Below are 12,159 nucleotides of genomic sequence, written 5' to 3'. Positions count from 1 at the left end.
ATCAACCCTGCCGTGACGACGCCAGCCAATGCCGCCTGTTTCCCGCTCCGCCTCCCTGCCTGAATTGACCGCCCTGTTCGCCTCGGTGCAACAGCATTTCCGGGACGTGATCGTGCCGCTCTGGCAAGGACCCGGATGGAATGCTGACATGGCACTGCCGTATGAAGCACTGGACGCGGAACATCAACCGCTGGCCCCCCAACGCTACCGTGCCATGGCCTGTGCGCGGCAGCTGTATGTGTTCTCCAGCCTGATCGGCCAGGTTCCGGCTGCCGAAGAGCGGGCTGCTGCGCTATTCCGGTCCCTGCAGCAACATTTCCACGATGCCGAACATGGCGGCTGGTTCTACAGCATCGACCCGCACGGCGCACCGCTCGATCAGCGTAAAGACCTCTACACCCACGCGTTCATCCTGTTCGCCTGCGCCCATTACTGGGACAAGGTGCGCGAGCCGTTGGTGGAATCGGTGCTCAATGCGGCGCTGGAAGTGATCGCTCAGCGTTTCGCGACAGGCGACGGCCTGTACGAAGCCAGCCTCGACCGAGACTGGTCTTCGCTCAACTCCGGGGCGCTGCAAAATCCCCTTATGCACTTGGCCGAAGCCTTCCTCGCCACCCTGTCGGTGCGCGAAGACATCGCCGTGCAGCGCGCGCTCGTTGAGTTATGCACAGCCATGCAGAAGCGCTTCATCGACCCGCAACAGAGCGTGTTGATGGAGAAGCCGCTGGGAGCTGTGGATAACTGGTTTGAACCGGGGCATCAGTTCGAGTGGTATTTCCTGCTGGAGTCCTCGCCGTTGCTGCGCGATTCCACACTGCATGCTTCGCTTGAGCGTGCATTTGCCATTACCGAGAAACGGGGTGTTGATCCCCAAACCGGTGCGGTTGCGGCGATGCTTGATCTGGATGGCTCTGCAAAGGATGCCACCCAGCGCATCTGGGCTCAGGCTGAATACTTGCGCGCCCTGACCTTGCGACCGGACAGCGAGGCCTCTGTGCAGCGCCAGTTGGAGGCGCTGCAACAGCGCTTTCTGCATACGGGCGGCTGGTATGAGTGTCGCGATGAACAAGGCGAAGTGAGCCGCAAGGACATGCCGTCGACGACGCCATATCACCTGGCAACCTGCTATCGCGGGTTGGTCGACTATCTGCGCTGACTGACAGATTGCTATCGCGGGCAAGCCCGGCTCCCACAGGGTTTGTGGCGTTCGCAAAATGGCCACTCAACTCAAATCCTGTAGGAGCCGGGCTTGCCCGCGATAGCCGTTACGCGGTCTTACGCCTTGGCATTACGCTCAATAGAAAAACCAGCCCAAGTCTGACTCACCGGCATCAGTTCCAGGCTGTTGATGTTGATGTGCGCCGGCGCATTCAGTACCCAGAAAATAGTCTCGGCGATATCTTGCGGCTGGATCGGCTCGGCCCCCGCATACGTCGCGTTGTAACGCTCCTGGTCTCCGGCGAAACGCACCAGCGAGAACTCACTCTCACACAGGCCCGGCTCGATGTTGCTGACACGCACGCCTGTGCCTTGCAGGTCGCAACGCAGGTTCAGCGAAAACTGTTTAACGAATGCCTTGCTAGCGCCATACACATGGCTGCCCGGGTACGGATAGTTGCCGGCGATAGAGCCGAGGTTGACGATGCCGGCACCACGGCCATGGGCAATCAGACGCGGCAGCAGCAGACGGGTGCTGTACATCAGGCCTTTGATGTTGGTATCGACCATGGTGTCCCAATCGTCGAGATCGCACTTCGGTGCGGGGTCCACGCCGAGCGCCAGGCCGGCGTTGTTGATCAGCCCACGCAGTTTGGCGAAGGACGGCGGCAGGTTGGCAATCGCTTCCTCCATGGCTTTGCGATCACGCACGTCGAGCACCAGGCCATGCACCTCGGTCTGCTTCGACAACTCGGCACACAGGGCAGTAAGGCGCTCTTCACGACGGCCTGTCAGCACCAGTTTCCAGCCAGCCTCGGCAAAACGGCGGGCACAGGCTTCACCAAAACCGGAGGTCGCGCCGGTAATAAACAGGGTGTTGGACATCGTGTTCTCCTTGCTTCGGCTGACGGGCAGCCCTTGGAATAGAAAGTCAGCTGGCAGCATGCCCGGCCTTGCTCACAGCGGCAACTATCACAAGAACTGTGCAAAAAACAACCAACCCTGTTAGCACCATACGCACCGTGGCTTGCAGCCATGTACGCGCACGTTATCCACAGGCCGGTCCACAGTTTCCGGGGGCAAGTGGAAATGCTGGAGGCCACTGTGTACAGGGCTTTGCGGGGAGTTCATAAAGTTTTTCGCTTGACCCTGGCAGGCGCGCGGTGTAGCCCAAGGCATTTTGCACGATTGAACCTGCAAACCAGCGATGGCGCCAAGCCAGTAACGACGGCCCTTAGCCAAGTCTTTCCAGAGTTTAACCACAGACTTATCCACAGGCCGTTAGCGCCCCTATCACCCTGCTTTAATCGCCAATAAAAAGGTTGACAACGCCGTCCTCCAGCCTCGTAAAAACGACTGATCAAAAAACAACCACATCGCTACAAGCCACGTAATTAAAGGCGTCCAGCCAGCTACTCCCACGTTATTCACAGCCAGCTCCACAGCAAACGGGGACAAGTCAAAACAGTGACAAAACAACTATTTACAGCGGCTTTATGTCGCGCTTTCAGAGCTTGTGAATATTGTTTTCCACAATTTCAAGAAAGCACATGCCCCCCCTGAGCGAGTCGGTTTGCCCCACAGGGAATGGTGATGAATTGGGAATCGATCAGGAGGCGATTTACATCCGCCATCCTGATTACATCCGGGATGACGATGGCTTTGTGGGGGATATCGCTGGCCAGCATCGGTTCTTGAGAACCAGGCCAGCGAAAATGTTCAACCAACTCTGTCCGTCAAACTAACCGGACTCACAAAACGGTAATAACGCTCGCCGGCATAAAACACCGACAAGCGCCCTAGGTTCATGACGACATCATTCAGAACAGTTTCTTTATTTCCTCTGTAAAACTGGAAGCTTTTTTCTCGGGGTTCTTTGTACACCGCTTTACATATTCAGGAAGAATTTCAGTTTTAAGTTTTTCTTTAGTGAACGACCCCCCGTTTGAATTGATATTTTCGTCGACTGAATACCAAAGTGCGATTGTGGCCTGGGATAGCGGAGGCGTTACAAGGAACTCCTTGCACGTCATATCATCGGGATCAGCCGACGCGGCATAAACACCGCTGACGGATGCGAGCATCACGCCAGCAAGGGCCATTTTGCAAAAAAACTTATGAGTCATTTTAAGCGTCTCCACAGTCTTGGATAACACCTCTCTATATAAGAGGCCATATCATGCATTGATTTGCGCTAGAAACAGAACTTAAGAGTAGCGTTATTACAAGCACACGCCGGGTAAGTATAGACGCTTTCCCGCAGTGTCAAGTCTATTTTTAGTACATAACTATGGCACCTACAATAACCAATAGCGGCTGCAATTAAGACTGAACTTTTTACAGTGAATTAGAGCCAATTTATAATTTAACTTTCTGATATCAAATTTGCGCGGACCAGCGCCTGAACACTTGAAATTCAACCGATACTTCTCTTTCCACATAAAAAAACCCCGGCGATTGCGCGCCGGGGCTTTTGTTTAACAACGCAGACTCAATGACCGCCGAGATAAGCGTTACGCACTTCTTCGTTCACCAGCAGCTCCTTGCCGGTGCCTGTGAGGCGAATCTCGCCGTTGACCATCACATACGCCCGATCCGACAGCTTGAGCGCGTGGTTGGCGTTCTGCTCGACCAGGAAGATGGTCATGCCGGTTTTCGCCAGTTCCCGCAAGGTCGAGAAGATCTGTTTCACCACAATCGGCGCCAACCCCAGGCTCGGCTCGTCGAGCAACAGCAGTTTCGGCCGGCTCATCAACGCACGGGCGATGGCGAGCATTTGCTGCTCGCCGCCGGACATGGTCATCGCCCGCTGATTGCGCCGCTCTTCAAGTCGCGGGAACAGCTCGAACATGCGTTGCATGTCTTCCTTGGCGTACTTGTCACCGATCGGGATGGTGCCCATCAGCAGGTTTTCCTCGACGGTCATGTCGGGGAACACCCGCCGACCTTCCGGCGATTGCGCGATGCCGTTGGAGGCGATGTAGTGGGACGATTTGTGAGTGATGTCCACGCCCTGATAGATGATTTGCCCGTCCGCCGCGCGCGGCTGGCCGAAGATCGACATCAGCAGGGTCGACTTGCCGGCGCCGTTTGAGCCGATCAGGCTGACTGTTTCACCTTCATTGATGTGCAGCGAGACCTTCTTCAGGGCCTGAATCGGCCCGTAGAACACATCCAGGTCCTTGAGTTCGAGGATCGGTTGACTCATAACGCCACTTCCTCTTCATCAGCGCCCAGGTAGGCCGCAATCACTTTCGGGTCGTTGCGGATCGCGTCGGGGCCGCCCTCGGCGATGACGATGCCGTGGTCCAGCACCACGATGTGGTCGGAAATACTCATCACCATGCCCATGTCGTGTTCGATCAGCACCACGGTCAGATCGTGCTCGTCACGCAGCAGCCGGATCATCGCGCTCAGCGCTTCGGTTTCCTGAGGGTTGAGGCCGGCGGCCGGTTCGTCGAGGCAGATTATCTGCGGACGAGTGCACATGGCCCGGGCGATTTCCAGACGGCGTTGTTGGCCATAGGACAGTTCACCGGCCAAGCGGTTAGCGCAATCCACCAGGTCCACCACTTCCAGCCAGTAGAAGGCGTGGTCCAGTGCATCGCTTTCAGCCTTGCGATAGCCCTTGGTATTGAGGATACCCGCCAGCATGCTGCGGTTGACCCACATGTGTTGGGCCACCAGCAGGTTTTCCAGCACCGACATTTCCTTGAACAGGCGAATGTTCTGGAAAGTCCGCGCCAGCCCGGCACGGTTCACCAGGTGGGTGCCGCCGAACGCTTTGTAGAACAGCCGACTGGCGAAGGATTTAGGCGAGACGAAATCGGTCGGTTTGAACGATTCGCCCAACAGCTTGATGACGTTGGTTTTCTCGCCACGCACGTTGAGTTCGATTTTGCCGCCGGAGGCCTTGTAGAACCCGGTCAGGCAGTTGAACACGGTGGTTTTGCCGGCGCCGTTGGGGCCGATCAGGGCGAAGATCGAGTTGCGGTGCACCTTGAGACTGACATCGCTCAGTGCCTTGATGCCGCCAAAGTGCATCATCAGCTTCTCGACCGAGAGTACGACTTCGCTCATGGCGCTACTCCTTTACGCGGGGTCACACCGGTACGGCTGATCCGAATCAGGCCGCGCGGTCGCCAGATCATCATCAACACCATCAGGATGCCGAACAGCAGCACGCGGTATTCCGCGAAGCCACGCAGCAGTTCCGGGGCGACGGTCAGCACGAAGGCTGCAATCACCACGCCGATGGTCGAACCCATGCCACCGAGTACCACGATGGCGAGGATCAGGGCCGATTCGAAAAAGGTAAACGAGGTCGGGTTGACGAAGCCCTGGTAGGTGGCGAAGAACACGCCGGCCAGACCCGCCGTGGATGCGCCGATGGTGAACGCCGAGAGCTTCACCAACACGTGGTTCAGGCCCATGGAGCGGCAGGCGATTTCGTCTTCACGCAGGGCTTCCCAGGCGCGACCGACAGGCATACGGGTCAAGCGGTGCTTGATGTACAACACGGCCAGCACAACCAGGAACAACACCGCGTAGATGAAGTAGTACTTCACGTCGGGGTTATAGGCGATGCCGAAGAACTCGTGGAACGGTATGCCACCGTCTTTCGCTCGTTTGCCGAACTCCAGGCCGAAGAACGTTGGCAGCGGAGCCGGCATGCCGTTCGGGCCACCGGTCAGCGACAACCAGTTGTTGAGGATCAAACGGATGATTTCACCGAAACCCAGGGTCACGATCGCCAGGTAGTCACCGTGCAGACGCAACACGGGGAAGCCGAGGATGCAACCGGCAAGCCCGGCAGTGATCGCCGCCAGCGGCAGCACCGTCCAGAAGCCCAGGCCGAGGTATTGGTAACCGAGTGCCAGGCCATAGGCGCCGATGGCGTAGAACGCCACGTAACCCAGGTCGAGCAGGCCGGCCAGGCCGACCACGATGTTCAGCCCCAGACCGAGCAGCACGTAGATCAACCCGAGGATGACCACGCCCAGCAGGTAGGAGTTGGAGAAAAACGGAAACACCACGGCAATGACGATCATCAGCGGGATGATCCATCGCAACCGGGATTTGTAATCGGGCGGCAGTACATGAACCCCGGAGCCGGTGGTTTCAAACCCTTCGAGAATTTTCAGACCCTTGGGTGTTTGCAGGAACAGGCTCAAAGCAAAGCGGCCCGCCATGACGACGGCGATAATCCACGCCACACGGGTCGGTTCCAGGTTGAAGCCGTAGCCGTCAAGGACCACGCCAACAATCGGGCCGAACACAATCAGGGCGACAAGGCCGGCAAGAATCGCGTCAACCAGGCTTCTTTTGAGATCAATGGTTTTTTTAGTGGTTGAAGACATCGCTTACACCTTCGACACAAGAGGACGGCCGAGCAGGCCTTGAGGCCGAAAGACCAGAACGAGAACGAGCAGCGAGAAGCTGAAGACGTCTTTGTAGTCCGAGTTGACCAGACCTGAAAACAGCGACTCGGAAATCCCGAGAATGATCCCGCCAAGCATCGCTCCCGGCAGCGAGCCGATCCCGCCGAGTACCGCTGCGGTGAACGCTTTGATGCCGATGACGAAACCTGCATAGAAGTCGAACGTGCCGTAGTTCATGGTGATCAGCACGCCGGCCAAGGCCGCCATCGCTGCACCGATGATGAACACGTAGGAAATCACACGGTCGGTGTTGATCCCCAGGATCGAGGCCATCTTGCGGTCTTGCTGGGTCGCGCGGCACATGCGGCCGAGCTTGGTGTACTTGATGACGTAGGTCAGCAGGCCCATCCCGACAAACGCGGCGACCAGAATGAAGATCTTGGTGTAGGTGAGCTGGACGAAGCCAGTGCCTACTTCAACGCGCCATGCACCGGTCAGCAGTGTCGGAACGCCTTGTTGACGGGCGCCCTGGGCGATCTGTGCATAGTTTTGCAGAATCAGGGAAATACCGATGGCGCTGATCAGCGGTGCCAGTCGGGTGGAGTTGCGCAGCGGTTTGTAGGCGACGCGCTCGATAACCCAGCCATACACCGCCGTGACGATGATGGTGAAGACCAGTGTGCCGAGCATCAGCAGAGGGAAGGATTCAATACCGAAGTAAGCCAGCAGAGCCAGACTGATTGCCGCCAGGTAAGCAGAAATCATGTAAACCTCGCCGTGGGCGAAGTTGATCATGCCGATGATGCCATAGACCATTGTGTAGCCGATGGCGATCAGGCCATAGACCGACCCGAGGGTCAGGCCGTTGACCAGTTGCTGCAGGAAAATACCATCCATAACGCAATCTCACGCATTTGAGAGACTGCACAGAAGCGGGTTGCAACGGACCGGGGTTCAGCCGCCGGCGCAACACGGTTGTGTGCAGCTCTACGAGAAAAGACAGGTACTGCACGGACATGTTGATTGATCTGTCCGGTGCACCAGGCACCGGGCAGATCAGCAGTTCATATCACTTCTGTTTTTCCAGTTGGTGATATTTGCCGTCCTTGTCCCACTCGTAAACCACGTAGTCGGAGACTTTCAGGTCGCCCTTGGCGTCCCAGGTCTTCTCGCCCATTACGGTTTTGACCGGGTGTGCTTTCAGCCATTTGGCAGCGTCTTCGCCCTTGTTGGACTTGGCGCCATTGAAGCCAGCGGCCAAGGCCTGGACTGTTGCGTAAGCATAGAGGGTGTAACCTTCAGGCTCGGTACCGGCCTTGCGGAAAGCGTCTACCACGGTCTTGCTGTCTGGCAGCAGGCGTGGGTCGGCGCCGAAGGTCATCAGCACGCCGTCAACGTATTGCGCGCCACCGGCGGTGGTCACCAGTTCGTCAGTCACGATGCCGTCATCGGACATGAATTTCACGTCTTTCAGGCCTTCGGTACGCAGTTGTTTAACCAATGGACCGGCTTCCGGGTGCAGACCGCCGAAGTAGACGACGTCGGCGCCAGCAGCGCGAATTTTGGTGACCAGGGCGCTGAAGTCTTTTTCGCCACGGGTCAGGCCTTCGTAGATGACCGGAGTCACGCCACGCTTGATCAACTGAGCCTTGGTGGCATCTGCCAGACCTTGGCCGTAGGTGTCTTTATCGTGGATGACCGCGACTTTCTTGCCTTTGAGCACGTCGACAATGTAGTCGCCGGCCACGATGCCTTGCTGGTCGTCACGCCCGCACATACGGAACATGGCGCTCAGACCGCGCTCGGTAACGGCCGGGTTGGTGGAACCTGGAGTCATTACGATGATGCCTGCTTCGTCGTAGATCTCGGAGGCCGGAATCGTCGAGGAGGAGCAGAAGTGACCGACCACGCCGGCGACTTTCTGGTTGGTCAGGTCCTTGGCGACCGTCACAGCCTGTTTCGGTTCGCAGGCGTCATCGCCCTTCACCAGTACGATTTTTTCCCCGTTAACGCCGCCCGATGCGTTGATCGCGTCGGCTGCAGCTTGTGCACCCTTCATGTACTGCTCGCCAAATGCCGCGTTGGCACCTGTCATCGGACCCGCCACACCGATTTTCACATCAGCCTGTGCAAACGCAGAAACACCCAACGCAGCTGCCACTGCGAGGGCCAGAAAGCCTTTCTTGTAAAACGTCTGGGACATGAGGTGGTGCTCCAAGGTTTTTTTTTAGTTGGCACTGCGATTTCTCTGAATGCTCAGAGCAAGGGCCGTGCCATCGGTTTTTTATTCTGAAAAAAGTCGCTGCCTTATTGTTTTTTCGACTGTTTCGATCCCATTTTCATTGGGCGTGCAACCGTCTAAACCGCTGAAGGTAAAACCATTTATTTTTAAAGGCGCAACCCGCATGCGCCATCATTGCAACCGCAGCGTCAAACGACGTGCAACCAGCCTGTAACACCGTTCGTCACCGAAGTGCACACTGCTGGTGCGGGACTGCTACAACCCGCACCATCACAGGCTAGACGCTGCGCCGAAAAACGCCGCTTCCGGCAACAAACTTCAACAATCAAATAACGATCCGCAAGCACTGGCCTGCGTGGTACAGCGAAAACCCGGCCTCGTACAAACAGCTACGCAGCCCTACCCCCGCCAATGGCTGCATGGGGGCAAAAGGTATCGGCAGTGCTTGAGGATTTCCGTTACACAAATAATCGGCAAAGGCTTTGCCAACTACCGTACCCGTCGTCACGCCACGACCGTTGTAACCGGTAACGGCCACTAAACCGGGCGCTGGTTCGAACAGACGCATCAAATGGTCTGGTGTGAAGGCAATGCGACCGGTCCAGGTGCATTCCCATTCGACCGGTTTAAGGTAGGGGAAATAATGCTGCTGAACGCGATCGGCCCATGCTTTCAGAAACCAGGCCGGCTTCTGATTGCCATTACCGAGACTGCCGAGCAGCAGACGCCCATCCTTGTCGCGACGAATACTGCTGAGCACCTGCCGGGTGTCCCAGGAACCCTGGCCACCGGGCAAAATCTGTTGCGCGGCGTCTTCGGTCAGCGGGACCGAAGCCACTTGGTAGTAGTAACCGGGGAAAAAATTCTTCCGCAGTTCGGTCCAGTCGCCTTCGGTGTAAGCGTTGGATGCGATGACGACTTTCTCGGCCATGACCGAGCCCTGAGCGGTTTGCACCGACCAGCGTTGACCCTGACGTTCGAGCCGCGTGACCGGAGAATGATCGAACAGTTGGCCGCCCAGGCCGATGGCCGCTTTGGCCAGCCCGGTGGTATAGGCCATCGGATTGAGGGTGCCGGCACGTCTATCGAGCAAGGCCGCGGCGATTTTTTTAGTGCCCGTCGCCTGCTCGCAGGCTTGCCCGGTCAATAGCTCGACCGGCGCTCCGCGTCGTTTCCATTGTTCTTCACGACTGCGCAAATCCGCTTCGCCACGGGCGTTATGCGCCATGTGCAACGTGCCTTCACGGCGTAACTGGCAATCGATGTTGTACTTGTCCACAAGGCTGAACACCAGGGACGGTGCCGCGCCGAGCATGCGATTGAGCTGGCTGCCCACTGCTTCGCCGAATCCGGCTTCGATGTCGTCCGGAGCAATCCACATGCCGGCGTTGACCAATCCGACATTGCGTCCCGAACCACCATGGCCGGCGCGATGAGCTTCCAGTACACACACCGATTTACCTTGTTCCAGCAGATGCACCGCCGCCGACAAACCGGTGAACCCGGCGCCGACGACGCAGACATCGACTGTCACTTCACCCTTGAGCGCCGCGTTGTCGGGCCTTTGCGGCGTCAGTTTTTCCCACAGACACTCTTCGCGTAACGGCATTGCCAGACTCCAACTGAAACCGAACCAACACACACTTATAACTGTGGGAGCGAGCCTGCTCGCGATAGCGTCGGCACATCCAACATCTATGTGACTGACAAACCGTTATCGCGAGCAGGCTCACTCCTACAAGGGAATCACTGTTCGACTTGAGGTTTAGTCGAAGGTAATGCCCTGAGCCAGCGGCAGCTCCAGCGAGTAGTTCACGGTATTGGTCTGGCGACGCATGTACCCGCGCCACGCATCGGAGCCCGATTCACGACCACCACCGGTTTCTTTCTCGCCACCAAACGCGCCACCGATTTCTGCGCCGCTCGGGCCGATGTTGACGTTGGCGATGCCGCAGTCGCTGCCTACCGCCGACATGAATTGCTCGGCTTCACGCACATCGGTGGTGAAGATGCAGGACGACAGGCCTTGTGGCACGGCGTTGTTCAGGCGCAGAGCTTCGTCGAAATCCTTGTAACCAATCACGTACAGAATCGGTGCGAAGGTTTCGTGGCACACCACGTCGCTCTGCTCCGGCATTTCAACAATGGCCGGTGCGACGTAGTAAGCATTAGGGAATTTTTCTTCCAGTTGGCGCTTGCCGCCGAACACTCGGCCGCCTTCGCTCAAGGCCTGCTCCAACGCGTCCTGCATGTTTTCGAAGCTGTGTTTATCGATCAGCGGACCAATCAAGTTGCCTTCCAGCGGATGGCCGATGCGCACTTTGGAATAAGCGGTTTTCAGGCGGGTGACGATCTCTTCCTTCACCGATTCGTGCGCGATCAGGCGACGCAGGGTGGTGCAGCGCTGACCGGCAGTGCCGACGGCGCTGAACAGAATAGCGCGAACGGCCATGTCGAGGTCGGCGCTTGGGCCGAGGATCATCGCGTTGTTGCCGCCCAGTTCCAGAATGCTGCGAGCGAAACGCGCGGCAATTTTCGGTGCCACTTCGCGGCCCATGCGGGTGCTTCCGGTGGCGCTGATCAGCGCGACACGCGGGTCATCGACCAGTGCTTCGCCGGCGTCGCGGCCGCCGATGATCACTTGGCTCAGGTGTGGCGGAGCATCGCTGAAGTTTTTCAGAACGCGATCGAACAGCGCCTGGCAGGCCAGGGCAGTCAGCGGCGTTTTCTCGGACGGTTTCCAGATCACCGGGTTGCCGCACACCAGCGCCAGCGTGGTGTTCCAGGCCCAGACCGCAACCGGGAAGTTGAACGCACTGATGACGCCGACAACGCCCAGCGGGTGCCAGGTTTCGCGCATGTGGTGGCCAGGACGCTCGGAAGCGATGGTCAGACCATACAGCTGGCGGGACAGACCGACGGCGAAATCGCAGATGTCGATCATTTCCTGAACTTCGCCCAGGCCTTCCTGAGTGATCTTGCCAGCTTCCCAGGAGACCAACTCGCCAAGGTCGGCCTTGTATTCGCGCAGGATGTCGCCCAATTGGCGCACCAGCTCGCCACGACGCGGCGCCGGGACCTTGCGCCACAGTTCGAACGCATGATCGGCACGACTGATGTGCTGCTCGACTTCAGCAGCGCCTTCCCAGTTCACGGCCGCGATCTGGCTGCCATCGATCGGCGAATGCACCGGCACTTTGCCGTTTTGGTACTGGGCCGGGTTTACACCAAGACGATCAAGCAATGCGGCAACCATGGGTCACTCCTCAAGCGAAAAACACAATGGGTGCAGCCGGAATAGTCACGGCTGATCAGACCTGTAGTTTTAGCTCCCCGGAGGTTACCCAACAAACGACCTTTAAGAGAGATATCATTCCG

Annotated in this window: 10 protein-coding genes; 1 reads left to right on the top strand and 9 read right to left on the bottom strand. The window is 57.7% G+C overall.

Features of this window, described 5'->3' with window-relative positions; all coding sequences use genetic code 11:
* Window positions 1-28: 28 nt before the first annotated feature.
* Complete coding sequence (locus ACA048_RS02910; RefSeq protein ID WP_497627862.1) at window positions 29-1,156, top strand: AGE family epimerase/isomerase; 1,128 nt, start codon at window positions 29-31, stop codon at window positions 1,154-1,156.
* Between the two features lie 119 nt (window positions 1,157-1,275).
* Here ACA048_RS02910 and ACA048_RS02905 read toward each other — a convergent pair whose 3' ends face one another.
* From ACA048_RS02905 to amaB, 9 genes are all read right to left on the bottom strand, one after another.
* Complete coding sequence (locus tag ACA048_RS02905) at window positions 1,276-2,043, bottom strand: SDR family oxidoreductase (protein ID WP_477802833.1); 768 nt, start codon at window positions 2,041-2,043, stop codon at window positions 1,276-1,278.
* 935 nt (window positions 2,044-2,978) lie between these two features.
* A complete protein-coding gene (locus tag ACA048_RS02900) occupies window positions 2,979-3,284 on the bottom strand; it encodes an HdeA/HdeB family chaperone (RefSeq protein WP_497627861.1) in 306 nt (101 codons plus the stop codon).
* Window positions 3,285-3,649: 365 nt separating this feature from the next.
* Complete coding sequence (locus tag ACA048_RS02895) at window positions 3,650-4,366, bottom strand: ABC transporter ATP-binding protein (protein ID WP_140669686.1); 717 nt, start codon at window positions 4,364-4,366, stop codon at window positions 3,650-3,652.
* Window positions 4,363-5,238 (bottom strand): ABC transporter ATP-binding protein, encoded by an 876-nt coding sequence (locus ACA048_RS02890; protein ID WP_497627860.1) that lies wholly within the window; start codon window positions 5,236-5,238, stop codon window positions 4,363-4,365. The genes ACA048_RS02895 and ACA048_RS02890 overlap by 4 nt, the downstream gene beginning before the upstream one ends.
* Window positions 5,235-6,518, bottom strand: coding sequence for a high-affinity branched-chain amino acid ABC transporter permease LivM (livM, locus tag ACA048_RS02885; RefSeq protein WP_497627859.1), 1,284 nt, complete (start codon window positions 6,516-6,518; stop codon window positions 5,235-5,237). Before livM ends, ACA048_RS02890 begins: the two co-directional genes overlap by 4 nt.
* A 3-nt stretch (window positions 6,519-6,521) precedes the next feature.
* Window positions 6,522-7,436: an ABC transporter permease subunit gene (locus ACA048_RS02880; RefSeq protein ID WP_054044085.1), complete on the bottom strand. Its 915-nt coding sequence runs from the start codon at window positions 7,434-7,436 to the stop codon at window positions 6,522-6,524.
* Window positions 7,437-7,608: 172 nt separating this feature from the next.
* Window positions 7,609-8,742 (bottom strand): branched-chain amino acid ABC transporter substrate-binding protein, encoded by a 1,134-nt coding sequence (locus tag ACA048_RS02875; protein ID WP_497627858.1) that lies wholly within the window; start codon window positions 8,740-8,742, stop codon window positions 7,609-7,611.
* A gap of 364 nt (window positions 8,743-9,106) precedes the next feature.
* Window positions 9,107-10,390 (bottom strand): L-pipecolate oxidase, encoded by a 1,284-nt coding sequence (gene amaA, locus ACA048_RS02870; RefSeq protein WP_497627857.1) that lies wholly within the window; start codon window positions 10,388-10,390, stop codon window positions 9,107-9,109.
* Between the two features lie 156 nt (window positions 10,391-10,546).
* The gene (gene amaB / locus ACA048_RS02865; RefSeq protein WP_497627856.1) at window positions 10,547-12,037 is read right to left on the bottom strand and encodes an L-piperidine-6-carboxylate dehydrogenase; all 1,491 of its coding nucleotides are present in this window, start codon (window positions 12,035-12,037) and stop codon (window positions 10,547-10,549) included.
* Window positions 12,038-12,159 lie beyond the last annotated feature (122 nt).

The organism is Pseudomonas sp. LBUM1659 (assembly GCF_059716045.1).
Note: the sequence above shows the minus strand (reverse complement) of the source record. Positions and strands in the feature narration are given on the sequence as shown.

What these genes read in the sequence shown, in the direction of transcription:
- ACA048_RS02910 (WP_497627862.1), top strand. Translation starts at nt 29, where the DNA reads ATGCCGCCTGTTTCCCGCTCCGCCTCCCTGCCTGAATTGACCGCCCTG.
- ACA048_RS02905 (WP_477802833.1), bottom strand. Translation starts at nt 2,043, where the DNA reads ATGTCCAACACCCTGTTTATTACCGGCGCGACCTCCGGTTTTGGTGAA.
- ACA048_RS02900 (WP_497627861.1), bottom strand. Translation starts at nt 3,284, where the DNA reads ATGACTCATAAGTTTTTTTGCAAAATGGCCCTTGCTGGCGTGATGCTC.
- ACA048_RS02895 (WP_140669686.1), bottom strand. Translation starts at nt 4,366, where the DNA reads ATGAGTCAACCGATCCTCGAACTCAAGGACCTGGATGTGTTCTACGGG.
- ACA048_RS02890 (WP_497627860.1), bottom strand. Translation starts at nt 5,238, where the DNA reads ATGAGCGAAGTCGTACTCTCGGTCGAGAAGCTGATGATGCACTTTGGC.
- livM (WP_497627859.1), bottom strand. Translation starts at nt 6,518, where the DNA reads ATGTCTTCAACCACTAAAAAAACCATTGATCTCAAAAGAAGCCTGGTT.
- ACA048_RS02880 (WP_054044085.1), bottom strand. Translation starts at nt 7,436, where the DNA reads ATGGATGGTATTTTCCTGCAGCAACTGGTCAACGGCCTGACCCTCGGG.
- ACA048_RS02875 (WP_497627858.1), bottom strand. Translation starts at nt 8,742, where the DNA reads ATGTCCCAGACGTTTTACAAGAAAGGCTTTCTGGCCCTCGCAGTGGCA.
- amaA (WP_497627857.1), bottom strand. Translation starts at nt 10,390, where the DNA reads ATGCCGTTACGCGAAGAGTGTCTGTGGGAAAAACTGACGCCGCAAAGG.
- amaB (WP_497627856.1), bottom strand. Translation starts at nt 12,037, where the DNA reads ATGGTTGCCGCATTGCTTGATCGTCTTGGTGTAAACCCGGCCCAGTAC.